Raw genomic sequence first — 25,168 nt, 5'->3', positions numbered from 1 at the left:
GCTGGAGAAACATGGTTGATCACGCGTCGGGAACGGGACTCCTGCCGGACATCCGGCTGGTCGACATGGTGTCGGGAGTCGCGTCGCTACGCGGTGACGCCGGGACGATCCTGCGGACGCTGCCGGAGATGCTGCCCAAACCGCCGACCACGAAGATGTCCATCGGCAAGCGGTTTCAGCAGAGTGTGCAGAAGTACCCCGATCGGGACTTCCTCCGGTTCGAGGGGTCGTCGATCTCCTACCGCGCGGCGAACGCCCATGCGAACCGGCTCGCGGACTTCCTCGTCCGGGAAGGTGTCGGTCGCGGTGACGTGGTCGCGGTGCTGTCGCGAAACCATCCCGACGTCGTCATCGCGATGCTGGCGATCGTCAAGATCGGGGCGATCTGCGGGATGCTGAACTTCAATCAGCGCGGCGCGGTGCTGGAGCACAGCCTCGGGCTCATCGAGCCGAAAGTGGTGCTCTACCAAGATGATCTGCTGGAAGCGTTGGAGTCGGTGCCGGCCGGGTGCCGCCCGGCGAAGGAGTACACCTTCGCCGAGCTCACGACGCTGACCGCACGGTGTTCGCCGCTCGACCGACCGGTCACCGAATCGATCGAGGTCGGCTCCACTGCGATCTACATCTTCACCTCGGGCACAACGGGTTACCCGAAGGCCAGCAAGATGAGCCACTATCGCTGGCTGGTCGCGATGAACGGCATCGGCGGTCTGGGAATCCGTTTGCGTGGTGACGACGTCATGTACACCGCGCTGCCGTTCTACCACAACAACGCTCTCACGATCTCGGTGTCGTCGGTCCTCGCGTCCGGTGCCTGCCTGGCCATCGGCAGGCAGTTCTCGGCGTCGAAGTTCATCGACGAGATCATCGAGAACGACGCCACCGCGTTCGCCTACATCGGCGAGCTGTGCCGTTATCTGCTTGCGCAACCGCCGAAGCCGACCGATCGCGCGCACCGACTCCGGCTGGCCGTCGGCAACGGTCTGCGCCCCGACATCTGGGACGCGTTCACCGAGCGATTCGGTATCGACCGCATCGTCGAGTTGTACGCGGCGAGTGAGGCGAACATCGGTTTCATCAACGTCTTCGGGTTGTCCAAGACGGCCGGGTTCTCGCCGTTGCCCTACACGATCGTCGAATACGACGAGGAGACCGGGGAGCCGCTGCGCGATCCCGACGGGCGGGTGAAACCGGTCGGCAGGGGTGGAACCGGTTTGCTTCTGGCGCAGATCAACTCGCGTGTGCCGTTCGACGGGTACACCGACCCGGAGGCGACCGAGCGCAAGATCGTCCGCGACGCGAAGCGTAAGGGCGACAAGTGGTTCAACAGCGGTGACGTCGTCCGCGATCAGGGTTTCTCACACATCGGCTTCGTCGACCGCATCGGCGACACCTTCCGCTGGAAGGGCGAGAACGTGGCCACCACCGAGGTCGAGGCGGTGCTCGACGCCCATCCGGCCGTCGAGGAGGCGGTCGTCTTCGGTGTGCCGGTTCCCGGCGTCGACGGGAAGGCGGGAATGGCCGCGATCAGTCTGCGCGAGGGCGAGACGTTCGACGCCGACGGGCTGGCCCGGCATGTGCGCGACGGTCTGCCCGCGTATGCAGTGCCGTTGTTCGTCCGGATCGTCGAAGCGCTGGAGCACACCTCGACGTTCAAGAACATGCGCACCGAACTCCGTAAACAGGCCTACGGCGAGACCGGCGACGACCCGCTGTATGTGCTCGCGGGGGAGAAGTACATCGAGTTCCATCCCGGGTACATCGACGAGTTGGCCGGAGCCCGCCCGAAGCGTTGACCGAACGGCGTCGACCGATCAACCGCGGCGCAGAGCGGAGAGTCGTTCGCCGACGAAGTCGAGCGCGCTGCGCTGCCAGAGCCCGATGTGGTCGAGCATGGCGTGACCGCCGCCGGGCACCGGGATGAACTCGGCGTCGACTCCCAGGGCCGACAGCTCGTCGATCCCTTTGCGGGTCCGCTTCGCCAGCGTGCGGGTGTCGGCGTCTCCGTGCACGGCGACGACCCGGGCACCGGGCTGGATGTGCCGCCAGTCGGCGAACTGCCACCACGGCGCCAGCCCGAGGACGCCGATGACCCGACGGTCGGCGGCGAGGTGCGCGGCCACACGTCCGCCCATCGAATGTCCGATGGCGACGACCGGCACGCCCGGGTGACGCCGGCAGATCTCGTCGAGCGCCGCACGGGCGGGGAGCATGGGCGAGTTCTCGTCGCCGTTCCAGCCGTACACGCGGTAGCCGACCTGACGGACGCGCACCGACCGGCCGAAACGCAGTCGCAGCGACCACGTGAACGGGTACATGCGCAGCGCGGACGGCTGCCAGGGACTGAAGGGTTTGTGACTGCTGTCCGTGCCGCCGGGGAGGACGAGCACGAGCAGGCCGGGGGAACGGCGTTCGGGTGACAACAGCCCCGACAATCCCGAGATCAGCATGTGTGCGGGTTCCTCCGATGCGGCGTCGACGTTCGTCTCACCGTAGCGATTCGGTTCCCGCGGCCGGACGGATCGGTTCGTCAACCGGGCGAACGGCGCGCGGGGTGGCAGAATCGCGGTCATGGCACATCCTCGCGCTGGTACCTTGGCCCTGCCCGAAGACCTCGTCGATGTGGACGCCTTGGTGCGTGCCTATTACGACAACACGCCCGATCCATGGGACCCGTTGCAGCAGGTCGTGTTCGGGACCTCGGGGCACCGTGGATCGAGCTTCGACAACGCGTTCAACGAAGCCCACATCCTCGCGACGACGCAGGCGATCGTCGACTATCGCCGTTCGGCCGGCATCTCCGGACCGCTGTTCATCGGCTTCGACACCCACGCTCTCTCGGTCCCGGCCTGGCGCACCGCACTCGAGGTGCTCGCGGCCAACGAGGTCACCGTCTACACCGCCGAGAGCGACTCGTTCACTCCCACCCCGGCAGTCAGTCGCGCCATCCTCATGTTCAACCGGGACAACCCGGGCGTGCTGTCCGACGGCATCGTCGTGACGCCGTCGCACAATCCGCCCCGCGACGGCGGGTTCAAGTACAACCCGCCCACCGGGGGGCCGGCGGACACGTCGATCACCTCGGTGGTCGCGGCGCGGGCGAACGAGCTTCTCGAGCAGAAACTCGAGGGTGTCGCGCGCATCCCGTTCGACCGTGCCCGCGGCGGCGAGCACGTCCACGACTATTCGTTCCTGCTCAACTACATCGACGGACTCGGCGAAGTGGTGGACATGCAGGCGATCCACGACGCCGGGGTCCGGATCGGTGCCGATCCGCTGGGCGGGGCATCGGTCGGGTACTGGGCCGGCCTCGCGTTCCGGTACAACCTCGACCATCTGACGGTCGTGAACCCGACCGTGGACCCGACGTTCTCGTTCATGACACTCGACACCGACGGCAAGATCCGGATGGATTGCTCGTCGGCCAATGCCATGGCCTCGCTGATCTCGGCCCGCGACTCCTACGACATCGCGACGGGCAACGACGCCGACTCGGACCGCCATGGCATCGTCACGCCCGACGCCGGCCTGATGAACCCGAACCACTATCTGGCGGTCGCGATCGACTACCTGTTCACGCATCGTCCGCAGTGGTCGGAGTCGGCGGCCGTCGGCAAGACGCTCGTCTCGTCGTCGCTGATCGACCGGGTGGTCGCCGGGATCGGGCGCCCGCTGCTCGAGGTCCCCGTCGGTTTCAAGTGGTTTGTCGACGGCCTGCTGAACGGTCGGGTCGCCTTCGGCGGCGAGGAGAGCGCAGGCGCGTCGTTCCTGACGTTCGACGGCAGTCCGTGGTCGACGGACAAGGACGGCATCATCATGGCGCTGCTGGCGTCGGAGATCCTCGCGGTGACGGGCAAGACGCCGTCGCAGCGGTATGCCGAACTCGCCGAGCAGTACGGGACGACGGCCTACGCGCGGATCGACGCGCCGGCCAGTCGGGAGCAGAAGGCGGTGCTGTCGAAGTTGTCGCCGGAGCAGGTGACGGCGACCGAGCTGGCCGGTGAACCCATCTCGGCGATCATGACGTCGGCGCCGGGCAACGGCGCCCCGATCGGTGGCCTCAAGGTGACGACGGAGAACGCCTGGTTCGCGGCACGCCCGTCGGGTACCGAGGACGTCTACAAGATCTACGCCGAATCCTTCAAGGGCACAGACCATCTCGCGCAGGTCCAGCAGGAGGCCCAACAGGTCGTCGACGCGGCGTTGGGGAGCTGATCTGCGGGCCCGCCCCGGCCCCGACGATCCCTCAGACAATTTTCAGCGCGCCGCCGTTATTGTCGGAATGTGAGCAAGAAGCGCAAGCCGGGAGCATCGGTGCCCCGCACGTCCAACTCGAAGTATCAGCCGAGCGCGCCGTCGAACACGATGACGTACGTGCTCGGCGGTGTGGCGATCCTGGTGATCGCCGGGCTCGTCATCGGCGGGATCTGGTGGAGCGGACGTGGCGAGGGTGAGACCGATCAGGCCGCGCTGGCGTCGAGTTCGACGATGATCGTCGGCCCCGAGACCGCCCCGTTGATCGACGTCTTCGAGGACCCCATGTGTCCGGTGTGCAAGGTGTTCGAGCAGCAGTCCGGGCCGGCCATCACCAAGGCCGTCACCGAGGGCAAACTCCGCGTGCGTTACCACACGCTGCACTTCCTGAACTCGCGATCGGCGACCGGTGACTACAGTTCGCGAGCCGCCGGCGCGCTGGCCTGCGTGGCCGACGAACAGAACACCGATCTGTTCCTCCGGTTCCACAGCGCACTGTTCGCCGCGCAGCCGCCCGAGGACCGCACCGGCAACATCACCAGTCCGGAACTCGCGCGGATGGCGACCGAGCAGGGTGCGACGCCGGCGACCGCGACCTGCATCACCGACAACGCGATGGTCGCCCAGGCCGAGGAGAACGCGCAGAAGTCGACCGACGAACTGTCGAAGGCCACCGGCGGCCAGGTCGGCACCCCGACCGTGCTGCACGACGGCAAGCCCGTCGACGGCGTGCTGGAGGGCAATGCCTGGCTCGACAGCATCCTCGGCGGTGGCAACTCCTGAGCTCTGGTCGTCCAGGACTCCGGCCCGGACCTGCCCGGCCGGAGTCCTGGCGATTTGGTTGCCGTCGCCGAGATGGTGTAACTTCGCCAGTGCCCTTGAACAGGGCGGAACAACAAAATACGGGGCTATGGCGCAGCTGGTAGCGCACCACACTGGCAGTGTGGGGGTCAGGGGTTCGAGTCCCCTTAGCTCCACTGAACGAAGCCCGTTCCGACCGATGTCGGGACGGGCTTCGTCGTTGTCCGGGTCCGATCAGTCCCGTCCGATGCCGACGGGCATCGGGAGGATCTCGACGCGCGCGAGGCCCGAGGTGATGGCCGGGTCGGCGGCGCTGATCGCCCGGACCTCGTCCTCGGAGTCCGCGCGGACGATGCCGAGGCCCCAGTTCCCGGCCGGGTCGACGACGGGTCCGAAGACGACCGCGGTGCCGTCGGCGAGCAGCCCCGACCAGTACGCGCCGTGCCGGCCCATGACGGCGGCCTCGTCGTCGGACATGTCGCCGGGCCCGAAGGTCGGCCTGGGCGGGACGAGTTTGTACACGAAGTGCGACATGGGATGGGCTTCCTTTGTTCAGGTGAGTGTGGATTCGATGACGGCGACCGATGCCGCCAGAGCGGCGGCCCAGCCGTTGGAGTACGCGCCGGAGCTGTAACCGCCTGGCGCGGCGCAGTCTTCGCGCAACTGATCCTCGCTGAGGCGCTCCCAGCCGCGGTGTTCCACGGACACTCGCGTCAGGGCCGGGCCGAGGGAGGTGAACGCCAACTCGACTTCGGTCGGCTCCGGGGTGTTCAACCACGACATGACGAAACGGTTCGGGGGCTCCCACACCGCGAGACGGCCCCACTCGGCGGTGGTGCCGTCGTCCCAGGTCTCGAAGACCCGCCCGCCCGTGTACTCGTCGATCGTCACGGTGCGGGCACGATCCCCGCCGATTGACATGGGCTGCAACGGCCACCAGACCCCGATGGTTCGGACGAAGGTGGTGAAGACGTGGTCGAGGTCGCTGCGGACGGTGGTGGACTGGCGTATCGGTGGACGCCGCAGCGGGAGAACGGAACCGCCGCCACCGCCGGGGGATTCGTCGACTCTGCGTTCACCCGGCACGGTTCACCTCGTCGTCGTCGGTCAGTCCGCGTTCGGCCTCGACCAGTTGCCGCGCGACGTCGAGAGATGACGCCCACATGTCGTCGAGCAGGTCGCGCAGTTGATCGATGCCCTCGGGTCGGGCGCGGTAGATGCGCCGGGTTCCCTCGCGCCGCTCGGCGAGCAGCCCGGCGTCCTTCAACACCGTGAGGTGCTGGGAGATCGCGGTACGGCTGACGTCGAACCGTGCGGCGATGTCGCCCGCGGACAGCTCCTCGCCGGAGACGAGTTCCAGAATGGCGCGGCGGCGGGGCTCGGCCATCGCGCGCAGGGCCTCGTCGACGCCCGGCATCTTGTCGGTCACGTCCAGAGCCCGATCGAATTGCCGTCGGGGTCGGCGAACATCGCGAAGCGGCCGTAGCCGTCCGGCAGCTCCGCGGGCGGCACGAGTGCGGTGCCGCCCAGTGTCTCGGCCCGGTCGAGGGATGCCTGCAGATCATCGACGCGCATGTACACACTCACCCCGCCGGTCCCGGCCGGGTCGGACACGGCACCGATTCCGCCGCCGACGGCGCCCTCACCCGCACCGGTGTCGACCAGCGAGTACTCCGGTCCGTGGCTCTCGTCGACGGTCCAATCGAACAGCTCGCGATAGAACGTGATGAGGCGGCTGGGGTCCTTCGAGGTGATCTCGAAAAACGCGACGGGTGCTCCCATGATGACTCCTTGTGTCAGATTCGTCGGCTGTCGCTAACGTTAGTGAATCCTGACAGATACCGCAATGGTTTGACGACATCCACCTCCGAGGTGCCGGCGATCTGTCCGACGTAGGGTGCAGGCAAGTTCTGCGACGTCGGTCGACCCCTCCTCGCGGAACGCACCGCCCATCATCGATGCGCCACAGGAGTGAGTGTGCCGTCTGCGAGTCCGTCGACCTGGCTGCTTCTGCCGGGGACCCCGTTGTCGCCGGCGGTGTGGGACGCGGTGCGCGCCGAGCTGTCCGAGCGCGGACACGTGATCAGTCCGGAGATCACTCCGCCACCCGGTTACGCCGACGCCGACCTGCAGGCTCGATTGGCCGCGGAGGTCGCGGAATCAGCTGAGGTGGAAGGGCCCTGGCATGTGGTGGGGCATTCGTTCGGCGGACAGGTCGCCCTGGAACTCGCGATCACGCGGCCCGATCTCGTGTCGCGCCTCACGCTTCTGTGCACCCGAGACACTCCCTTCCCGGCTTTCGACGCAGTGGCCGCCGCCGTGGAGGCCGGCTCGGTCGATGTCGACGGCGCACTCCGACGTTGGTTCAGCACAGGTGAATTGCAGGCCGACGGCCCGGTCGTCCGGTATGCGCGGGAGGCAGTGGCCACCGCGGACCGGGCATCCTGGGCGTCGGCGTTGCGCGCGATCGCGGGCTTCGACTGTTCGCAGCGCACACCGTCGATCGCGTGTCCGGTGACGGTGGTTGCGGCCGAACACGACACGGTGTCCGACGTCGGTTCGATGGAGGCGATGCATCGTCGTATCCCGGACTCGGAATTCGTCGTTCGTGCCGGCGCCTGGCACATGAGCGTCTTCGACGACCCGGTCGCGCTGGCCCAGGTTCTCAGTGACCCTGCTGCGCCGCCTAAGCGGCGTCCTTGATGACCTGTCGCTGCGCCGCGAACATCTCGGCCAGATTGTTGCTGACCTCGGAATCCATGGCGGGCGGAGTGTCGTCGACGGTGTTGTGCGTGACCGAGAACGAGACGCCTCGTTCCTCGCCGATCACGATGATCCCCGCCAGATTGAGCTCGAACCCACTGACCTCGTACGCGCCGGTCATGCGAACTGCTTTGTAGTCGCCGTCGATGGGCAGCTCCACCTTCTCGAGGGTGAGTGCGACCGGGACGTCGCCGTCGTCGAGAGTCAGCGTGAAAGAGGAGCAGGCGGAGAGGATCTCGTCGAATTCGTCGTAGCTGCTGTCGGCCGGTTTGGTGACGTCGGCGCTGTAGTTGTCGAGGCCGAAGAGGATCTCGCTCGACGACGAGGTCTCGGTGAGCTCGCGTTCGGCGCGTTCTCCGGTGGTCTGCTGGGAGTCGACCAGCGTCTTGCACTTCTCGTTGTCGACGGTGCTGCCATCGTCGTCGTTGGCACCCGTCTCGGTGGTGAAATCACCTGTGATGTCCGGGAACTGGTCCTCGGGAAGGACCAGCTCGAGTGCTGAGGCGTTGGGGACCGACGGCTCGTCGTCGCCACCACTCAGCGTCAGAGCCAGCACCACCGCCACGACGACGATGAGTACGAGGACGAGTCCACCGCCTCCGATGATCCACCACTTCTTGCCACCGCCAGAGGTCGGCGGTGGGGGTTGCTGGCCGAACTGCTGGTTGTACGGCTGGCCGTATGGCTGCTGTCCGAAGGGTTGCTGGCCATATGGCTGCTGACCATACGGTTGCTGACCGTACGGCCCCGAGTGGGGCTGACCCGGAGCCGCCTGCGGCCCACCGGGTTGGTGACCGCCGGCGGGCGGCCATCCGGGTTGCTGCGGCCCCTGCGGACCCATGGCGGTCGGCTGGTTGGGGTCGTAGGGACTGCCCACGGTCGGCTCCTATGCGCTCGGTGACCTCGGGAGATTACCGCGCGCGACGTGCCGGATCGTCGCGTTTCATGCAACCGAATGAGCCACGCTCGACCACCGGTCCCGACGGATCACCGGAGTGCGGGCGCTGGATATTTCGGCTCGTACAGGGTGATCTCGCCGGCGCCGGGAACCTTGAGTCCGACGGTGACGCCCCACCCCTCGTCGGTCGGGGCGCCGGCGAACTCCGCGCCGCGCGCCGAGAGTTCGCGCATCGTGGACTCGAGATCGTCGCACATGAACGACACGTCGAACTTCTGGTCGGTGCGTCCGGCGGTCCCTTCGTGCTCCCACGCATTCGGGTGGGCGCCCATCTCGCTGGGGCCGGTCTTGAAGATCAGCCATCCACCGCCGGTGTCGACGTGCGGAAAGCCGAGCACGTCGCGGAAGAAGGTGCGTGCGGCCTCCGGGTCGTCGCAGTAGATCAATGTGTGCACTGCGGTGATCATGGCGGTCAGAGTAGTCCGCGACGAGACTGTAGCCGGCGGAATGACCGCCTCGGGGTCGGGTGGCCCGGGCCGCTGGGAATGCGCTCCTATAGGTCGTCTCGAGAATTCTCGTCCCCGTGAGCACGGTCGAAGGGCAATGTGCCCTTCGATACCGCTGAGGGGGATGAGAATTCGTCGCCGGTCGCGGCAGGCACCTCCGGGAACGACGATCGCGACAGTTCTGCCAACGAGCCGACGGCGCAAGGGCGCTCACCGACCCGCCTCACCGATGCGCACGACGTGGGCCCAGTCGGGTGGCGCCGACCACCCGCCGGGATGGGCGCCACCGCCCCCGAATCCGGAGACGGGCGAACCGGTGAGCGGGGCATACGCACGGTGGTCGCGCGCGAAGAGGCCGACGATGGTGCGACAGCCGGGCGGGTGACTCGGCCACGGGGTGTGGCCGTCGGTCAGTGCGACGACGACGTCGGGTCGGGTGCGCAGGGCGCTGTCGAACCCGGTGCGCAGGTCGGTTCCACCGCCGCCGTGCAGCGGGATGTGCTCCGCACGGCAGATGGGTTGCGCGACATGCGCTGCGGCGTCGCACGACACCACGGTGAGCCGGTCACGCCGGCCGCTCACGGCGCGCGAGATGGCGGCGACCTCGAGCAGGGCGCTGCCGAGTTCGGCATCACTGACCGACCCCGAGGTGTCGATGACGACACTCACCTTCGGTGGCGTGCGCCGAAGGCTGGGAACGATCACGCCGGGCAGCGCCACCGACCGTCTCGCCGGCCGCCCGAAGGTGTAGTCGTCTCCGACACCGGAGGTCGACACCGCGGCGCGTATCGCGGCACCCAGTAGTGCCTGCCAGGGTTGTGGCGGGTGCACGGCGTCGCGTGCCCAGCGCCGCCAGCCGGCCGGCACGTCGCCTGCGCGGTTTGAGATCGACGTCGCCACCGCGAACCGGACGGCTTCGCGTTCCTGATCGCTCAGACCGTCGGCGCCATCCGGTCCCACTTCCCAGTCCCGATGACGGCCGTCGCTTCCGCTACCGCACTCGAGCCAGGCCATCTCATCGGTTCCCGGGCCCAGGCTGAACCACCGGAGGTAGTCCTCCATCAGCAATCCGGTGTCCAGATCGAGCGCGGACGGGTGGACGGCGTCGTCGGGCGTGATGAGTCCGTCCCCGTATACGTCGTCGTTGACCTCGAAGTCGGCGGCGATGTTCATCCGCAACCGTTCCGACGGACCGTCGGAGCCGTGGTCGTCGGCATACCGGTCGCTTCGGTCGGCGTGATCCCGGAGGAGATGAGAGACCAGGTGTACCAGGCGTGCTGCGATCTCCTCCTCGGGTCGGCTTGCGACGAAGGCGGGCGACAGATAGCAGCGCCAGTGACGGTCGACGCTCATGGTCGGGACGCGCGGCGATTCGACGAGGTGCAGGGCGTACAGCGCGGTTGCCATGTACGGCCGGGCACGGACCGCTTGCAGACGAGCCGCGTAGATCTTGTCCGAGATCGACTCCGATGCCGTCGACGCCGGTGCCTCCCTCAACGTCATCGCATCCGGCCCCGCCCTGGTCGAGCGGCGACCCGCTCGGCGGCGTCGTCGGCTGCGCGAGACACCGACACCACCCCCGCCAGCTGGTCGATCGTGCTGGGGATCTGCCAGTCGTCCCGGCGCAGGCTCGCCAGGGTGGTCGCCGGGACCACCACGAGGTCGGGAGCGCCGGTCTGCACCGCGACGGCCAGCACTTCCCATGCGGCGTCCCACCGGTCGCGGTCGGGTCGGCGCCGAACCGCCGCGACGACGGCATCGAGTGTGGCCTGACGCAGGTCGCCTCGCTCGGGGAGCTTGACCGCGGACGGATCGGCGAGCAGCGTTTCGGGGTCCGGGAGATCCATGCGATCAATACTCGCCAGCAGTTCGAAGCCGGGCCCGTCGCCGACCGTGCCGCGGATCAGCAGCGAGAGCACATCGGGTGACGCGGAGGCGGCTGTGGCGAACGCGATCAGTCGAACCGTCGCGGCCCAGCTTCGCGGCGACGGCCAGGCGCCGCCCCGACGGGTCTGGCTTCCGGGGAGCTTGTGGACCAGCGCGGGCCGCGCTGCCAGGAGTGTGCACACGGCGCGGCGGGCGAAATCAACAGCACTGGGGAACTTCTCCGGGTCCAGGGTCGGCAATGTCGCCGTGGGCCAGGTGCCTCCGAGACCGCGCACGACGACCTCGTGGTCGTGGGTCCAGTGCAGGTGGACGAATCGGTTGGCCAGCGGTGCGCTCAACTCCCAGCCGTCCGCCGCCGACGACGGTGGGTTCGCGGCGGCAACGATCCGGACTTCGGGAGGCAGTTGCAGTGCGCCCACTCGTCTTTCGAGCACGAGTCGCAGGAGCGCCGCCTGCACCGCGGGAGGTGCCGTGGAGAGCTCATCGAGGAAGAGCAGTCCGCGGCCCGCGTCGGCGAGTCGGACGGCCCAGTCGGGCGGCGCCATGGGAACGCCCCGAGTCGCCGGGTCGTCGCCGACGATGGGTAGTCCGGAGAAGTCCGACGGTTCGTGGACGCTCGCGATCACGGTCGTGAGGGGGAGATCCAGGGACGCGGCGAGTTGCGTCAGCGCCGCGGTCTTACCGATCCCCGGCTCACCCCACAGCAGGACCGGGAGGTCGGCGGCCACGGCGAGTGTGAGCGCCTCGAGCTGGTCATGGGAGCGCTGCTCGGTGGTCGTCTCCTCGAGCAGCGCGAGTAATCCGGCGGCCCTGTCGAGTTGAGCACCGCCGGATCGATCGCTGCCGGGCTGAGCGTTGGCGTCGTCTAGTGCGGACTCGGTGGTCCGGGGGAGTGTGGTCGAGGTATGTGCGGGCATGGTTCACCTACGGGTTGTGGAAGGGAAGGGGGGATCGGCGTCAGCGATGAGTCGCATGTCGTGGACGTGCGCGTCTACGTCGGCCGGTGTGGCCGCGGCGGCGGGGTCCACCGGGAATGGGTTGTGGGACAGTATCTATGTCGCCGGCGCGATAGGCGTCGTGGATCTCCACCTGAGCGCGAGCGCGTTCGACGGCGTCGCGTAACGGTCCGTTTCGCAGGATCGCCTCAGGGCCGAGCAGGTGCTCGACGATTGCGAGTGCGCCATCGATGTCGCCGAAGTCGAGTCGTTCCTGTACCCCGGTGAGACAGTCGGGCCGACGATGGGCGCGGTCGATCGCCTCCAGACAGGGTAAGGGCGTGCCGGTGAGGGACGCCAGCATCCCCTCGCGGCGAATCTCGTCGCGGTCGTGATCCAATGCCGACAGGACTCCGTTCGCGACCCCGATGCGATGCAGCTCGCCGCGACATCGAACCTCCTGAAAGGAATTGTCGACAAGCGCTTTTCGACGATGGGGTGACGAAGGGGAGTCGGGCGTCAATGCGGCCGCAACCAGAGGGTGCAACCGATCGGGAGTGATGGCGCCGTGTCGGAGCAACTCGAGGTCCGGGAGCGTTCTGGTCGCGGCGTCGGGCAGAACCGGGAACGTCGTGATCTTCCCTGGCGGCGGGTCGTTCACCCAGTGAGCAGCGGTGGGGTCGTCGATATCATTGTGCAGGAACAGATCTCCATGTGTTCCGAGCCGTATCCGCACGCACCCGGACCGGTGCCCCTCGGTGCGGAGCACCACAGTGGCTTCGGCCGCCCACCGATCGACGGCGCAGCCGTCCGGCAGGTCGGGAGGCGGGGACAGGATCGGCGGCGACGGTGATGAGTCGGCGCCGCAACGGATTCGGAGCTCACTGGTATGCCGGACGTCCCACAGGTGGCGGTGCAGGTCGAGGCGGTATCTGCGATCGGGTCGAGGGTGAGGGTGTGGGTCGGGCGTCGATCCGTCCCACAGGGCCAGCGAAACTCGCTGGCCCGCGTCGGCCCAGCGCGGTGCCGTCCGCGCGACCAGATACGTCGAACCCACTGTGCCGAAACGATTTCCGTGTTCGGGCCCGTAACGTGCCAAGGCGATGGTGAGGCCGGGTCGTAGGTGTCCTGCGGGACCTGTTCGCGGCAGATGCCAGCGCAACAGGTCGGGGGCGAGATGGAGAAGGTCGTCCCGTAGGTGTTCGGCCAGGTCGGGGCCGCACCTTCGACGGATGTCGGCGAGATCGATATCGGGGTCGAAACCCGCTGCGGCGCAAGCGCCGATCCAGTCACCGGCGCGGCGCGCAGCGGTGGCAGCTTCGATGATGGAGGGCGGTACCGCGAACTGACGGGCGCGGAGCCAGAGGGAGAGGCGGGGAGGAATTCCAGTCGTGGGCGGGAGGCGCATCAGCACTCACCGCGCACGACGTGGACCCCCAATCTTTGTTCAGAGGAAGTCAACACCCGTTGAAATATACCGTGTCGCAGTCCTCTTGGCCAGGGGTGGGCCCCGATGGCCTGCCCGCGGTCCTCGAACGGTCAGCTCACAGCCTTGGCGACGAGCGTCGTGATCGTCTTCTCGACCCCGGTGTCCACGGTGCTGACAGCGAACGACGTGGGCCAGAAACCGCCGTCGTCGAGGTGTGCGTTCTGGGTGAATCCGAACGTGGAGTAGCGCTCGTTGTCGTCGTGGCCGCTGCGGAAGAAGCACACGACCTTGCCCTTGAGCGCGTACGCGGGCTGCCCGTACCAGAGTTTGGGGGCGAGGTCCGGCGCGGTCGCGGTGACGATCGCATGGATGCGTTCGGCCAGCGCGCGATCGGCCGGGTCCATCTTCTCGAGCTTGGCGAGCAGATCGAGTTCCTCGGCCGCTCTCTTGTTGCCACGCCCGCGGGTCTTCTCCTTCTCGAGTTCCGCGGCGCGCTCCTTCATCGCGGCACGTTCCTGATCGGAGAATCCTCCCGAGTTGCCCATTCGCGTTCCTCTCGTGGTCGTCATGTATCGAGGTGTCACTCACGGTAGCGGGGCATGACCCTGTCGGGCTTCTCGATTCGTGACCGATGAGCCGGCTCGATCAGCGGCGGAGGTGCCGGAAGGCGGACACCGCCAGAGGAAGGAAGATCGCGATGATCGCCACCGGCCACGCGATGGCGAGAAGCGTGGCGTGGTCGGCGAACACACTGTCGCCGCCGCCGATGACAGGGGCGCCCAGGAGCTCGCGCAGCGCGGACGCGGTCGCCGACAGCGGGTTCGCGTCGGCAATCGTCGCGAGCCACCTGGGCATGGTCGACGTGTCGATGAACACTGTGGAGAAGAACAGGATCGGCCACACCAGGATGTTGAACGGAACCAGCGCTTCGGGACTGGTCGCCTTCAGGCCGATGAAGATCCCGGTCCAGAGCATCGCGATCCGGAGCAGGAGTAGCAGGCCGAGCGCGGCACACGCCTCGGGCGCACTGGTGTCGGGACGCCACCCGAAGGCCAACCCGCCGGCGACGACCACGACGAGCGTGATCAGCGAGTCGAGTAGATCGGCAACACACCGGCCACCAACCACGGCGATGCCGCTGATCGGCAGCGAGCGGAATCGGTCGGTGATCCCCCGTAGGGAGTCCTGGCTGACCGCTGCCATCGTGGTCTCGAGGCCGAGAAAGGCTGTCATGGCGAGGACACCGGGCATGACGAAGTCGATGTAACTGCCGCCGACATCGCCTCCGAGTGCACCACCGAGGAGGCCCAGGAACAGAGCCATCAGGACGATCGGCCACAACCAGCCGAAGATTCTGGCTCCGAGAAGGTGACGCCAGTGCTGGATGTCCCGACGGGTGATCGTCCATGTGTCGGCGAACGCGCGTACGACGGGGAGGTCGGTCCGTCGGGCGGGATGCTGGCGGGCGCGGCCTGAGGAGTGTGGGTGGTCGGGATCGTCACTTGTGGGCCTCCGCAATGGTGGGTGGGGTGTGTAGTCGTGTGTCGTCGGGCGCGTCCCCGAAGGGGGTGTGCCCGGTGACCTGGAGGAAGACCTCGTCCAGTGTCGGTGTGCGCACGGCGATGTCGCGGACTTCCAACCCGGCGTCTCGTAGGGCCGCCGACGCCCCGATCACCGATGCGGTGCGATCGGCCAACGGCACGCGGACGCGATTGCCGACGATGGTGATCTCGCCCGCGGACCACTGCGAGAGCATGCCCCGGAGCCGGTCGGCGTCGGCCTCGTGGGCCGTGCTGACCTCCAACCAGTCGTCGCCGGCGCGGGCTTTCAGTTCCGCCGGGCTGCCGTCGGCGACGACTCGACCGCTGCCGAGCATCGAGATGTGGTCGGCGAGCTGGTCGGCTTCCTCCAGGTATTGCGTGGTCAGCAGGACGGTCGTGCCGCCACGTACGAGTTCCCGGATCGCGTTCCACACATCCTGCCGCACACCGGGATCCAATCCGGTGGTCGGCTCGTCGACGAACAGGACCTCGGGAGCGGTGATCAGGCCGGCCGCGAGGTCGACACGACGCCGCATCCCACCCGAATACGTTTTCACCTGGCGATCGGCTGCTTCGTCGAGTCCGAACCTCTCGAGCAACTCCGCCGCGCGCCGAGCCGCGGTTGCCGGTCGATACCGGTTGAGTCGGGCGAACATCACCAGGTTTTGGCGACCCGTCAGGGCTTCGTCGACGGCGGCATGCTGACCGACGAGACCGATCCGCGCTCGCACCCGGCCGGGGTCGCGCACCGCGTCGACGCCGGCGACCCGGACGCGCCCTGCGTCGGGCGCGAGCAGGGTGGTCATGATCCGCACCGCAGTCGTCTTGCCCGCACCGTTCGGGCCGAGCAGGCCGTGCACGCTGCCACGCGTCACGGCGAGGTCGAGTCCATCGAGGACCGCCGCCGCCGATCCACCGCCGTATCGCTTGCGCACGCCTTCGAGCGTGATCGCTGAATCGGTGTCACCCACCGCGAGCCTCCTCGGGGCCATTTATACGACGTTATTTACACCGTACGTTACGAGCGTACGATACGGTGGCGCCGAACGCACGCGTCGGTGGAATCTGGTTGTGCGAGTGACTACGAGGAGGTTCGTGAACACGCCGAAATCCGCACCCGAGGTGGTGCGCAGCCTCTACCTGCTGTGGGGGCATCATCCGCCGGCGGGTCGTTCGGGCATCACAGTCTCGCGGATCGTGCATGCCGGGATCGAACTCGCCGACGCCGACGGGCTCGACGCCACCTCGATGCGCAAGGTCGCCGAGCGGCTGGGCGTCAGCACGATGGCGCTGTACAACCACGTGCCCGGCAAGGACGACCTCACCGCGCTGATGGTCGACGCCGTGTACGGCGGCCTCTACGACAACGCTGACTCGGCGACGGACGCAGGTGATTGGCGGGCTGGCATACAGTATGTCGCGCAACGGAATTGGGAACTGATCCTGCGCCATCCCTGGCTCCTCGACATCCACGACGCCCGCAGTCTGCTCGGGCCGAACGCCGGAGACAAATACGAAGCAGAGTTGCGTGTCCTCGACGGGATAGGTCTGTCGGATCTGCAGATGGAGGCCGGCCTGACGACTCTGTTGACCGTCGTCGAAGGCGCCGCGCGTGCATATCGCAGTGACCACGAAACCCGGCAGGCGTCCGGGATGGCGGACCCGGAGTGGTGGGCCATCGTCGCGCCCGCACTCGGCCATCTCATGAAGGACCAGGACTACCCGGTATCCGGGCGCGTCGGCACGACCGTCGGGGCCACCTTCGACTCGGCGCGCAGCCCGCAGCATGCGCTGGAGACCGGCGTGACGATCGTGATCGCCGGGATCGATGCACTGATCCGTGCCGACGGGGACTGACCCGGGTGTTCCTACCGGGCGCGGTTCACACGCGTCCGCGCAAGATCGCGTTCCAGTAGAGACGGGGCAGCACGTAGCGGTCGAAGGCCCACGCGCTCCGGCGCGGCTTCAGCGGGTCGATGACCGACGGCAGCGACGAGGTGATGGTTCCGTCGCGGTCGAACTCGGCGGCGATCAGATGGTGGGCGTCGGTTGCGATCGGCGCGACGGTGTACCCGTCGTAGGTGGTGAGTTCTTCGCCGGCGCGCGCGGCCGCGAGGTTGTCGACGAGTACCGCGACCTGGCGCCGCAGCCCGCCACCCGACGGGTCGGTGGCGATCGCGGCACCGTCGCCGGCACCCCAGATCGATGCGTGGGTGCGGTGGCGCAGCGTGTGGGGATCGATGTCGACGAGTCCCCGGTCGCGAGTGCCGGCCAGACCCGAGTCGGTCACGAGGTCGGCGCCCCGGAACGGCGGGACGAGATGCAACATGTCGTACTGCACGTCCTGGGTCTCCGAGCCGGTCACCACGGTGACCCGGCGATCGACCGGATGCAACCGGACGGTGCTGTCGAGCAGGACACGCACCCCGAGCTCGTCGAGGCATTCCGACAGGCGGGCGTCGAGGCCGTCGACGCCGAGCAGATGCGGCCGGTCGACGATCAAGGTGATGTCGAGGGACTCGAGGATGCCCGCGCGTCGCCAGTGGGCTGCCGCCAGGAACAGAGGTTTGAGGGTCGTGCCGGTGCAGCTGACGGGTGGGCGCGGGACGGTGAACACCGCGCGGCCACCCCGCGGCATCGAGGTCACGAGGTCCCAGGTCTGTTCGGCGCGGTCGAGGTAGTTGCTGGCGACCGCACGGTCGGCGATCGCGAGATCGACTCCCGGCATCGCGTCGCAATCGGGCACGAGTCCGACGGCCAGGATCAGGTCCCGGTAGCCGATGTCGGCACCCGAGGAGCAGCGGATCGTCCGCTTCCCCGCGTCGACGACCACGGCTGTGTCGCGCACCCAGGTCACCCCGTCCGGCGTCACCGATCGCTGGGTGCGTTCGGCCTCCCGAAGTGTCGCCTGACCTCCGCCGACGTAGGAGAGGAGCGGGCGGTAGGTGTGGACGGCCTGCGGTTCGATCACCGCGACATCGGGAAAGCCCAGACGCAGCAGCCGCGCCGCTGCGCTGAGGCCGGCATTTCCGCCGCCGACGATGACGACGTCGAAGTGTCGGGTCTCGCGAGTTGAGGTCATGCGGGCGGGTACCCGATGGGCAGGTCGGGAAACCGCGGGCCGGTCTGCCGGCTCCGGGCGGTCGACGACGTGGTGCGACCATGGACGGATGACCGCCACGCTCGTTGCCAAGGACGTCGCCGGGGGATATGCCCACCGCGTCCTGTTCGATCACCTCGATCTCACGGTGGCACCCGGGGACGTGGTCGGCGTGGTCGGCGCCAACGGTGCCGGGAAGACCACTCTCCTGCGGGTGCTCGCCGGTGACCTCGCGCCGCTGGAGGGCACGGTGACACGAGCGCCCGCCGATGCCTTCGTCGGATGGTTGCCGCAGGAGCACGAGCGACTTCCCGGCGAGGTCGTGCGCGCATACGTCGCCCGGCGGACCGGCTGTGCGGAGGCCACCGTGGCGATGGACGCTGCGGCCGACGCGTTGGCCGACCCGGACGTGACGGTCTCGGGAGACCCGGCCGAGACGTATGCCGCCGCGCTCGACCACTGGCTGGCCACCGGTGCCGCCGATCTGGACGAGCGGTTGCCCGCGGTCCTCGCCGATCTCGGGCTCGGCGACGGCGTCATCGACCCGGACGCCACCCTGATGACGGATCTGTCCGGCGGTCAGGCCGCGCGGGTTGGGCTGGCCGCGCTGCTGTGCTCGCGGTTCGACATCGTGCTCCTCGACGAACCGACCAACGACCTCGACCTCGACGGTCTCGCGCGACTGGAGGAGGTCGTGGCCGGGATGCGCGGCGGCGTCGTCCTGGTCAGTCACGATCGAGAGTTCCTCGCGCGCAGCGTCACCCGGGTCCTCGAACTCGATCTCGCGCAACACACCAACACCGTCTACGGAGGCGGTTACGAGAGCTACCTCGAGGAGCGGGCCGTCGCCCGGCGTCACCGCCGCGAGGAGTACGAGGAGTTCGCCGCCAAGAAGGCCGATCTCGTCTCCCGGGCGAGGACGCAACGGGAGTGGTCGAGTCAAGGCGTCCGCAATGCCATCCGCAAGGCGCCGGACAACGACAAGATACGACGCCGCGCCGCAACCGAATCGAGTGAGAAGCAGGCGCAGAAGGTCCGGCAGATGGAGAGCCGGATCGCGCGGCTGGACGAGGTCGCCGAACCGCGCAAGGAATGGGTGCTCGAGTTCACCATCGGCTCCGCGCCTCGCTCCAGCTCGGTGGTCGCCACACTCAACGGAGCGGTTGTACGGCAGGGTGATTTCGTACTGGGTCCGGTGTCATTGCAGGTGAACGCCGGCGAGCGCATCGGCATCACCGGCCACAACGGCGCCGGTAAGACGACGCTGCTGCGACTGCTCCTCGGGCGGGTCGAGCCCGACGAGGGGAGTGCCCAGCTCGGCGCCAACGTCGCGATCGGTGAGATCGACCAGGCGCGTGGTCAATTCACCGGTCCCCGGCCGCTCGCCGAACGGTTCGTGGCCCTCGTTCCCGAATTGTCCACCGCGGACGTGCGGACCCTGCTCGCCAAGTTCGGTCTGCGCGCCGACCACGTCGACCGTCCGGTGGGAGACCTGTCGCCCGGCGAGCGCACCCGGGCCGGCCTCGCACTGTTGCAGGCGCGTGGCACCAACGTCCTGGTGCTCGACGAGCCGACCAACCACCTCGACCTGCCCGCGATCGAACAACTCGAGTCCGCCCTCGACTCCTACGACGGCGCAGTGCTTCTCGTGACACACGATCGGCGCATGCTGCAGAACGTGCACGTCGACCGGCACTGGGATGTCGACGGCGGGCGGGTCACCGAGCGCTGAGGTCAGCCCGCCAGTCGGGTGTCGACCCCGCGGATGTCCGCGGGCAGGTCCTCCTCGGCGCTCCCGAGCCCGAGGTGTTCGCGCAGGGTCGCGCCCTCGTACTCGGTGCGGAACAGTCCGCGGCGCTGCAACTCGGGGACCACGTAGTCGACGAAGTCGTTGAAGGTGCCGGGGGTCTGGGCGCTCGAGACGATGAATCCGTCGGCCTCGCCGCCGGTGAAGGACTCCTCGATCTGGTCCGCGACGTCGGCGGCCGTACCGACGAACTGTGGCAGCAGAACTCCCTGCGCATACAGTTTGCCGATGTCTCGGAGGGTGAGACTGTCGCGCTCGGAGAGGCGTCGGGCGACGTCGAACAGCCCCTGGGTGCCGCTCACCTGAACGTCTTCGACGGGGGCGTCGAGATCGTAGGCGGAGAAATCGTGATCGGTGTGGACCGACAGGGTGATCAGGCCCGAGATCGGGTCGGCGAGCTCGTTGTGGAACGCCTGCTTCTCCCGGGCGATCGACTCGGTCTCACCGATGAACGGGATGAAGGACGGGAAGATCTTGACGTGGTCGGGGTTTCGGCCGAAGTTCACGGCCCTCGACTTCACGTCGTCGTAGTAGGCACGGCGACCCTCCGGCGTCGGGTCGATCTCGAAGATCGCCTCGGCCCACCGCGCGGCGAAGTCCTTGCCGGTGTTCGACGATCCCGCCTGGATGAGCACCGGGCGATGCTGCGGTGAGCGGGGCTGGTTGAGCGGCCCCCGCGTCCGGTAGTGCGTGCCCTCGTGGTCGACGGTGTGGATCTTCGACGGATCCGCCCAGACGCCGGACTCCTTGTCCGCGGTCACGGCGTCGGCGTCCCAGCTCGACCACAGTTTGATCGCCGTGCTGACGAACTCCTCGGCGCGCACGTACCGCTCGTCGTGTCCGACGTGGTCGTCGAAGCCGAAGTTCTGGGCCTCGGCCTGCGACAGCGACGTCACGATGTTCCAGGCGATGCGGCCGCGGGTGAGGTGGTCGAGGGAGCCGAAGACGCGCGCGAGCTCGTAGGGGTGGAAGTAGGTGGTGGACTTCGTGACCGCGATGCCGAGTCGGGTGGTGACCGCGGCGATGCTCGCCGCCACCAGGCTCGGGTCGATCGTCGCCGCGGCCTGCGTGCCCCGCCGGAAGGGTTCGGACTGATCGCCGCCGAATCGGACCGGTGCGGCGAGCAGGTCGGCGAAGAAGGCGAAGTCGAACTTGCCGCGTTCGAGGATGCGCCCCACCCGGTGATAGTGGTCGGGCCCGAAGTAGTCCGTCACCGAGCCGGGATGACGCCATGCGGCGTGCGAGTGGGTGACGGGGGAGGCGATCAAGAATCCACCGAGGTGAAGCTGACGGGTCACGAGTGGGTGTCCTTCGTTTCTGGTGTGGCCGTGGCGAACGGGAGTGTCGCCACGGCGTGCGCAGGCTGGCGGGGTCGGGACAAGTCAAGGCCCACCGAACGAGAGTGGCCATGGTTGCGCCCGACGTGATCGCAACAGCCTCTTGACATACAACCGATTGGTTGTATGTTTGAGATGTGGCCGAGAACGCAGGCGAACCGACAGACGAGGACCGGGCCGACGCCCTGTTCCACGCGCTGTCGGACCGCACCCGTCGCGACATCTTGCGACGTGTGCTCGCCGGTGAACACTCGGTCTCGGTACTGGCCGCGAAATACGACATGAGCTTCGCGGCCGTGCAGAAGCATGTCGCCGTCCTGGAGAAGGCCGGCCTGCTCACCAAACGTCGTCACGGGCGGGAGCAGCTGGCCAGTGGCGACGTCGCGGCAGTGCGTTCGGTGGCAGCGATGCTCACCGAGCTCGAACAGGTGTGGCGCGGTCGTATCGCCCGCATCGACGATCTGCTCTCGATCGAATCACCCTCACCCACAACACCATCGGAGGATTGAACAATGCCTGTCATCGACGTGACGCCGGACCTCGACGCCCGCACCATCACCATCAACGCCGAATTCGCGGCGCCGATCGACCGCGTGTGGCAGATCTACGCCGACCCGCGCCAGCTCGAGAAGATCTGGGGTCCGCCGACCTACCCAGCCACCGTCGTCGATCACGACCTGCGTCCGGGTGGCCGGATGACCTACTACATGACCAGCCCGGAGGGCGAGAAGTTCGGCGGTTACTGGAAGGTCGAGTCCGTCGACGAACCCCACGGCTTCACCTTCCTCGACGGCTTCGCCGACGCGGACCTCAACCCGATCACCGACATGCCGGAGTCCCGCAACTCCTACGCCTTCACCGAGAAGAACGGCACCACGGTCGCCACGTTCATAAGCACCTACGATTCGGCCGAGGCCTTGCAGAAGGTGCTCGACATGGGAGTCGTCGAAGGTGCGTCCTCGGCGATCAACCAGATCGACGACTTCCTGGCGGCGGCCTGAGGCTCACAGGTTCGAATCGAGTGTCGGAAACCCCTGGGGCAGTTCGGCGGCCGGTCCACCGGTCCCGGATCCCGGGGGTTCGACCTCGAGCCCGAGCGTGTAGGCGGCCATCGAGATCGACCCGGCGGCATGACCATCCACGAGCAGGTCCAGGGGTGAGTCACCGGCGAGTCCGGCGATGTAGAGCAGCGGAAGATAGTGGTCGGGAGTCGGCACGGATCTGTCGAAGTCGGGATGCCCGTCCAGACTCAGTACATTTGACGGATTGTCCTGCAACACTTCGCGTGTGGCGTCGTCGAAGCGATGGGCCCAGTCGAATCCGCTGTCAGATCTTCCGAAGTCGACCGCCCGCAGATTGTGCACGATGTTGCCGCTGGCGATGATCAGCACGCCCTGCTCCCGGAGCGGGGCGAGTCGGCGACCCAGCTCGTAATGGTGTTCGAGGTCCTTGAAGGCGTTGAGCGACAACTGCAGTACGGGTACCGAGGCATCCGGGAACGTGTGCACGAGAACCGACCAGGTCCCGTGGTCGATGCCCCAGCTGTCGACGTCGTGGCCGCACCACGTGGGTTTGACGACATCGGAGACCATCTCGGCGACCTCGGGGTCTCCCGGAGCGGGGTACTCGACGTCGAAGAGGTCCTGTGGGAATCCGTAGAAGTCATGGATCGTCCGCGGTCGCCGCATCGCGGTGACCGCGGTGGCGTTGGTGTACCAGTGCGCCGAGATCACCAGGATCGCACGAGGTTTCGGCACCGACGCGCCCAGTGCTGTCCAGGCTTCGGTGTACCTGTTGCGCTCCAGGGCGTTCATCGGGTTGCCGTGCCCGATGAACGCGGCCGGCATCGGTCCCGACGCCGGGCCCGTTGCGTGTCCTGCTGTCATCGTCGACCTCCTCCGCCGGTGCCACCGACCAGGACGACGGTACTCCGGAATTGGCGAAGTCACCGACAGGGGTTCGGTGCTCGTGGGACAATCCGGTGATGCAAAAGCGCTGGTCGATGCTGATTGTCGCGGTCCTGGCGATCGCGCTGGCGGCGTGCGGTACCGACAGCGGCTCCGATGGCGCGTCCTCGTCGGCCGCGTCGTCGAACCCACAGCAGGCGGCGGAGATCGAGCGGATCGTCGAAGGGCTGATGGAGTCCAAGCACCTGAAGGCGGCGATCGTGCGCGTCACCGACGACGGCCGGGACGTGATCACCAAGGCGTTCGGCGAATCCCAGACCGGCATCCCGGCCACCCCGGACATGCACTTCCGCAACGGATCCGTCGCCATCGCCTACGTCGCGGCGGTGCTGTTGCAACTCGTCGACGAAGAGGCTGTCGGCCTCGACGACATCATCGCGAAGTGGGTTCCCCAGATCCCCAACAGCGACAAGGTCACTCTCCGGCAATTGGCGACGATGACCTCCGGGTACCAGGACTTCGTGCTCGGGAACGATGCGTTCGAGACCGAGGAACTGACGAACCCGTTCAAGGCGTGGACCACCGAGGAGATGCTGTCCTACGCCGTGAACAAGCCGTTGCTCTACGAGCCGGGAACGAACTGGAACTACGCGCACACCAACTACGTGATCCTCGGGCTGGCCCTGGAGAAGATCACCGGTGAATCGGTCGCCGATCTGCTCCGGCAGCGGATCTCCGAACCGCTCGACCTCGGCAACACCGTCTCGGATCTGACCGCGGTGATCCCCGAACCAGCCCTGCACGCCTACTCCTCAGAACGGCGCGGGATTCTGAACCTCCCGCCGACGACTCCCTTCTACGAGGAGACCACCGGTTGGAACCCGTCGTGGAGCATCACCCACGGCGCCATCCAGACATCGAACATCTACGACGTCGAGGCGACGGCGCGCAAACTCTTCGCGGGCGAGACACTGTCATCGGAGTCCTACGACACGATGGTCTCCACAAGCACGCGTGACGTGGCGCGCCCACTGGCCGGCTGCGCAACGTGCATGCCGATGAGTGACCGATACACCTACGGGATGGGCGTCGTCCTCACCGGTGACTGGATCGTGCAGAACCCCTTGTTCAACGGGTACTCCGCGGTCGCGGGATATCTGCCGGCGGAGAAGATCGCCATCGCGGTGTCGGTGACGTACGAGCCCGAGGCATTCGGACCCGACGGCTCCTACGACAACGGCGGCAACCCGATCTTCTCGCAGATCGGCGCGCTGATGGCACCCGACGCCGCGCCGCCGATCCCGCGGAACTGACCGGGCCGCACCCGTGCCCCGGTGGCCGCGAGGACCACCGCGAAACGGTGCGACACACCGTCGCGAAGCGGTGCAATAAAGTGGCAGGCATGGTCGACCGCCTCCCCGACGACGATCTACGGGTCGGGAACCCGGAACGCGAACGAGCCGTCACCCTGCTCAATGACGCGTTCTCGTCCGGATACCTGGAGATCGCGGAGTTCGAGGAGCGTTCGGGCCTGGTGTACACCGCCAAGACCCGAGCCGATCTGCGGGCCGTCCTGGAGAACCTGCCGAACGCCGGCCGTCTGTTCAACGATCCGACCCACGCCGTGACCACGATGCCGGCCGTCGCCGTGCCGCCGACGTCGCCTCTGCACCTGGAGGCCGAGTGGGACACGGTTCGACGCAAGGGGAGCTGGCATGTCCCGCCGTCGACCCTCGTCACCGGCAGCATGGGCACCGTCGATCTGGACTTCACCCACGCGTCGTTCCCCGGGCCGTCGACGACGCTGCAATTCCAGGTGTCCACCACCACCGTGAAGCTCCGGATCGGTCCCGATCACGAGATCCGATACGGCGACCTGCAACTGTCCGGGTGGTCGAAGGTGAAGGACAAGGCCGGCGCACCGACGCGTCCGGGCGGACCGGTGATCGAGCTGACCGGATCGGCGTCAGGGATGACCGGGATCACGATCAGACGGGGCTGAC

Annotated in this window: 26 protein-coding genes and 1 tRNA gene; 11 read left to right on the top strand and 16 right to left on the bottom strand. The window is 67.6% G+C overall.

Annotation, left to right across the window (positions count from 1 at the left end):
* Window positions 1-11 precede the first annotated feature (11 nt).
* Window positions 12-1,796: a long-chain-acyl-CoA synthetase gene (locus tag AC3B6C_RS24630; protein WP_488374457.1), complete on the top strand. Its 1,785-nt coding sequence runs from the start codon at window positions 12-14 to the stop codon at window positions 1,794-1,796.
* Window positions 1,797-1,814: 18 nt separating this feature from the next.
* Here AC3B6C_RS24630 and AC3B6C_RS24625 read toward each other — a convergent pair whose 3' ends face one another.
* Window positions 1,815-2,573, bottom strand: coding sequence for an alpha/beta hydrolase (locus AC3B6C_RS24625; RefSeq protein ID WP_488374456.1), 759 nt, complete (start codon window positions 2,571-2,573; stop codon window positions 1,815-1,817).
* Here AC3B6C_RS24625 and pgm point away from each other — a divergent pair.
* From pgm to AC3B6C_RS24610, 3 genes are all read left to right on the top strand, one after another.
* Window positions 2,572-4,215, top strand: coding sequence for a phosphoglucomutase (alpha-D-glucose-1,6-bisphosphate-dependent) (gene pgm, locus AC3B6C_RS24620; protein ID WP_488374455.1), 1,644 nt, complete (start codon window positions 2,572-2,574; stop codon window positions 4,213-4,215). The two genes, AC3B6C_RS24625 and pgm, sit on opposite strands and share 2 nt — an antisense overlap.
* A gap of 69 nt (window positions 4,216-4,284) precedes the next feature.
* Entirely contained in the window at window positions 4,285-5,037 is a 753-nt protein-coding gene (locus AC3B6C_RS24615) for a DsbA family protein (RefSeq protein WP_488374454.1), read from the top strand.
* 121 nt (window positions 5,038-5,158) lie between these two features.
* Window positions 5,159-5,231, top strand: a tRNA-Ala gene (locus AC3B6C_RS24610).
* A 58-nt stretch (window positions 5,232-5,289) separates the two neighbouring features.
* On the opposite strand, the gene AC3B6C_RS24605 is transcribed toward AC3B6C_RS24610, so the two are convergent.
* The 4 genes from AC3B6C_RS24605 to AC3B6C_RS24590 are packed head-to-tail and all read right to left on the bottom strand — an operon-like array spanning window position 5,290 to window position 6,837.
* Window positions 5,290-5,589: a YciI family protein gene (locus AC3B6C_RS24605; protein WP_010843449.1), complete on the bottom strand. Its 300-nt coding sequence runs from the start codon at window positions 5,587-5,589 to the stop codon at window positions 5,290-5,292.
* A gap of 18 nt (window positions 5,590-5,607) precedes the next feature.
* Complete coding sequence (locus AC3B6C_RS24600; RefSeq protein WP_488374453.1) at window positions 5,608-6,141, bottom strand: SRPBCC domain-containing protein; 534 nt, start codon at window positions 6,139-6,141, stop codon at window positions 5,608-5,610.
* On the bottom strand, window positions 6,131-6,484 hold the full coding sequence (locus tag AC3B6C_RS24595) for an ArsR/SmtB family transcription factor (protein WP_010843447.1): 354 nt from the start codon (window positions 6,482-6,484) through the stop codon (window positions 6,131-6,133). Before AC3B6C_RS24595 ends, AC3B6C_RS24600 begins: the two co-directional genes overlap by 11 nt.
* Window positions 6,481-6,837 (bottom strand): VOC family protein, encoded by a 357-nt coding sequence (locus AC3B6C_RS24590; RefSeq protein ID WP_488374452.1) that lies wholly within the window; start codon window positions 6,835-6,837, stop codon window positions 6,481-6,483. Before AC3B6C_RS24590 ends, AC3B6C_RS24595 begins: the two co-directional genes overlap by 4 nt.
* Window positions 6,838-7,032: 195 nt before the next feature.
* Between AC3B6C_RS24590 and AC3B6C_RS24585 the strand changes: the two genes are divergently transcribed.
* Window positions 7,033-7,758: an alpha/beta fold hydrolase gene (locus AC3B6C_RS24585; RefSeq protein ID WP_488374451.1), complete on the top strand. Its 726-nt coding sequence runs from the start codon at window positions 7,033-7,035 to the stop codon at window positions 7,756-7,758.
* On the opposite strand, the gene AC3B6C_RS24580 is transcribed toward AC3B6C_RS24585, so the two are convergent.
* The 8 genes from AC3B6C_RS24580 to AC3B6C_RS24545 form a co-directional block, all read right to left on the bottom strand.
* Window positions 7,742-8,695, bottom strand: a complete 954-nt coding sequence (locus tag AC3B6C_RS24580; protein ID WP_488374450.1) for a hypothetical protein — start codon at window positions 8,693-8,695, stop codon at window positions 7,742-7,744. The genes AC3B6C_RS24585 and AC3B6C_RS24580 overlap by 17 nt on opposite strands.
* 110 nt (window positions 8,696-8,805) lie before the next feature.
* On the bottom strand, window positions 8,806-9,183 hold the full coding sequence (locus AC3B6C_RS24575; protein ID WP_010843443.1) for a VOC family protein: 378 nt from the start codon (window positions 9,181-9,183) through the stop codon (window positions 8,806-8,808).
* Window positions 9,184-9,432: 249 nt separating this feature from the next.
* Window positions 9,433-10,725 carry a vWA domain-containing protein gene (locus AC3B6C_RS24570; protein ID WP_488374449.1) on the bottom strand — a complete coding sequence of 431 codons (1,293 nt, stop codon included), beginning with the start codon at window positions 10,723-10,725 and terminating at the stop codon, window positions 9,433-9,435.
* A complete protein-coding gene (locus AC3B6C_RS24565; protein ID WP_488374448.1) occupies window positions 10,722-12,026 on the bottom strand; it encodes an AAA family ATPase in 1,305 nt (434 codons plus the stop codon). Before AC3B6C_RS24565 ends, AC3B6C_RS24570 begins: the two co-directional genes overlap by 4 nt.
* Before the next feature lie 40 nt (window positions 12,027-12,066).
* Window positions 12,067-13,452 carry a hypothetical protein gene (locus AC3B6C_RS24560; RefSeq protein ID WP_488374447.1) on the bottom strand — a complete coding sequence of 462 codons (1,386 nt, stop codon included), beginning with the start codon at window positions 13,450-13,452 and terminating at the stop codon, window positions 12,067-12,069.
* A 131-nt stretch (window positions 13,453-13,583) separates the two neighbouring features.
* Window positions 13,584-14,018 carry an iron chaperone gene (locus AC3B6C_RS24555; RefSeq protein WP_488374446.1) on the bottom strand — a complete coding sequence of 145 codons (435 nt, stop codon included), beginning with the start codon at window positions 14,016-14,018 and terminating at the stop codon, window positions 13,584-13,586.
* Between the two features lie 100 nt (window positions 14,019-14,118).
* On the bottom strand, window positions 14,119-14,874 hold the full coding sequence (locus AC3B6C_RS24550) for an ABC transporter permease (RefSeq protein WP_488376409.1): 756 nt from the start codon (window positions 14,872-14,874) through the stop codon (window positions 14,119-14,121).
* A gap of 97 nt (window positions 14,875-14,971) precedes the next feature.
* The gene (locus tag AC3B6C_RS24545; RefSeq protein ID WP_488374445.1) at window positions 14,972-15,985 is read right to left on the bottom strand and encodes an ATP-binding cassette domain-containing protein; all 1,014 of its coding nucleotides are present in this window, start codon (window positions 15,983-15,985) and stop codon (window positions 14,972-14,974) included.
* A gap of 124 nt (window positions 15,986-16,109) precedes the next feature.
* On the opposite strand from AC3B6C_RS24545, the gene AC3B6C_RS24540 reads away from it, so the two are divergent.
* Complete coding sequence (locus tag AC3B6C_RS24540) at window positions 16,110-16,871, top strand: TetR/AcrR family transcriptional regulator (RefSeq protein WP_055476648.1); 762 nt, start codon at window positions 16,110-16,112, stop codon at window positions 16,869-16,871.
* Between the two features lie 25 nt (window positions 16,872-16,896).
* Here AC3B6C_RS24540 and AC3B6C_RS24535 read toward each other — a convergent pair whose 3' ends face one another.
* Window positions 16,897-18,096: an NAD(P)/FAD-dependent oxidoreductase gene (locus AC3B6C_RS24535; protein WP_488374444.1), complete on the bottom strand. Its 1,200-nt coding sequence runs from the start codon at window positions 18,094-18,096 to the stop codon at window positions 16,897-16,899.
* Between the two features lie 88 nt (window positions 18,097-18,184).
* Here AC3B6C_RS24535 and AC3B6C_RS24530 point away from each other — a divergent pair, with 88 nt between their 5' ends.
* Complete coding sequence (locus tag AC3B6C_RS24530; protein WP_488374443.1) at window positions 18,185-19,846, top strand: ABC-F family ATP-binding cassette domain-containing protein; 1,662 nt, start codon at window positions 18,185-18,187, stop codon at window positions 19,844-19,846.
* Between the two features lie 2 nt (window positions 19,847-19,848).
* On the opposite strand, the gene AC3B6C_RS24525 is transcribed toward AC3B6C_RS24530, so the two are convergent.
* Window positions 19,849-21,219 carry an LLM class flavin-dependent oxidoreductase gene (locus tag AC3B6C_RS24525; RefSeq protein WP_055476646.1) on the bottom strand — a complete coding sequence of 457 codons (1,371 nt, stop codon included), beginning with the start codon at window positions 21,217-21,219 and terminating at the stop codon, window positions 19,849-19,851.
* A gap of 176 nt (window positions 21,220-21,395) precedes the next feature.
* Between AC3B6C_RS24525 and AC3B6C_RS24520 the strand changes: the two genes are divergently transcribed.
* Window positions 21,396-21,767, top strand: a complete 372-nt coding sequence (locus AC3B6C_RS24520; protein ID WP_010843435.1) for an ArsR/SmtB family transcription factor — start codon at window positions 21,396-21,398, stop codon at window positions 21,765-21,767.
* Between the two features lie 3 nt (window positions 21,768-21,770).
* Window positions 21,771-22,259 carry an SRPBCC family protein gene (locus AC3B6C_RS24515; RefSeq protein ID WP_014927663.1) on the top strand — a complete coding sequence of 163 codons (489 nt, stop codon included), beginning with the start codon at window positions 21,771-21,773 and terminating at the stop codon, window positions 22,257-22,259.
* A gap of 3 nt (window positions 22,260-22,262) precedes the next feature.
* Here AC3B6C_RS24515 and ygiD read toward each other — a convergent pair whose 3' ends face one another.
* A complete protein-coding gene (ygiD, locus tag AC3B6C_RS24510) occupies window positions 22,263-23,105 on the bottom strand; it encodes a 4,5-DOPA-extradiol-dioxygenase (protein ID WP_488376405.1) in 843 nt (280 codons plus the stop codon).
* 137 nt (window positions 23,106-23,242) lie between these two features.
* Here ygiD and AC3B6C_RS24505 point away from each other — a divergent pair, with 137 nt between their 5' ends.
* Together AC3B6C_RS24505 and AC3B6C_RS24500 are read left to right on the top strand one after the other, a co-directional pair.
* Window positions 23,243-24,478, top strand: a complete 1,236-nt coding sequence (locus tag AC3B6C_RS24505; RefSeq protein WP_488374442.1) for a serine hydrolase domain-containing protein — start codon at window positions 23,243-23,245, stop codon at window positions 24,476-24,478.
* A gap of 89 nt (window positions 24,479-24,567) precedes the next feature.
* Window positions 24,568-25,167, top strand: coding sequence for a DUF1707 SHOCT-like domain-containing protein (locus AC3B6C_RS24500; protein ID WP_488374441.1), 600 nt, complete (start codon window positions 24,568-24,570; stop codon window positions 25,165-25,167).
* The last annotated feature ends 1 nt before the right edge of the window (window position 25,168 follow it).

The sequence above is a fragment of the Gordonia sp. 11cp genome, assembly GCF_057767225.1.
Note: the sequence above shows the minus strand (reverse complement) of the source record. Positions and strands in the feature narration are given on the sequence as shown.

Coding starts and splice junctions, on each gene's coding strand:
- AC3B6C_RS24630 (WP_488374457.1), top strand. CDS start 12: ATGGTTGATCACGCGTCGGGAACGGGACTCCTGCCGGACATCCGGCTG.
- pgm (WP_488374455.1), top strand. CDS start 2,572: ATGGCACATCCTCGCGCTGGTACCTTGGCCCTGCCCGAAGACCTCGTC.
- AC3B6C_RS24625 (WP_488374456.1), bottom strand. CDS start 2,573: ATGACCGCGATTCTGCCACCCCGCGCGCCGTTCGCCCGGTTGACGAAC.
- AC3B6C_RS24605 (WP_010843449.1), bottom strand. CDS start 5,589: ATGTCGCACTTCGTGTACAAACTCGTCCCGCCCAGGCCGACCTTCGGG.
- AC3B6C_RS24590 (WP_488374452.1), bottom strand. CDS start 6,837: ATGGGAGCACCCGTCGCGTTTTTCGAGATCACCTCGAAGGACCCCAGC.
- AC3B6C_RS24575 (WP_010843443.1), bottom strand. CDS start 9,183: ATGATCACCGCAGTGCACACATTGATCTACTGCGACGACCCGGAGGCC.
- AC3B6C_RS24570 (WP_488374449.1), bottom strand. CDS start 10,725: ATGACGTTGAGGGAGGCACCGGCGTCGACGGCATCGGAGTCGATCTCG.
- AC3B6C_RS24565 (WP_488374448.1), bottom strand. CDS start 12,026: ATGCCCGCACATACCTCGACCACACTCCCCCGGACCACCGAGTCCGCA.
- AC3B6C_RS24560 (WP_488374447.1), bottom strand. CDS start 13,452: ATGCGCCTCCCGCCCACGACTGGAATTCCTCCCCGCCTCTCCCTCTGG.
- AC3B6C_RS24555 (WP_488374446.1), bottom strand. CDS start 14,018: ATGGGCAACTCGGGAGGATTCTCCGATCAGGAACGTGCCGCGATGAAG.
- AC3B6C_RS24535 (WP_488374444.1), bottom strand. CDS start 18,096: ATGACCTCAACTCGCGAGACCCGACACTTCGACGTCGTCATCGTCGGC.
- AC3B6C_RS24530 (WP_488374443.1), top strand. CDS start 18,185: ATGACCGCCACGCTCGTTGCCAAGGACGTCGCCGGGGGATATGCCCAC.
- AC3B6C_RS24515 (WP_014927663.1), top strand. CDS start 21,771: ATGCCTGTCATCGACGTGACGCCGGACCTCGACGCCCGCACCATCACC.
- ygiD (WP_488376405.1), bottom strand. CDS start 23,105: ATGCCGGCCGCGTTCATCGGGCACGGCAACCCGATGAACGCCCTGGAG.
- AC3B6C_RS24505 (WP_488374442.1), top strand. CDS start 23,243: ATGCAAAAGCGCTGGTCGATGCTGATTGTCGCGGTCCTGGCGATCGCG.
- AC3B6C_RS24500 (WP_488374441.1), top strand. CDS start 24,568: ATGGTCGACCGCCTCCCCGACGACGATCTACGGGTCGGGAACCCGGAA.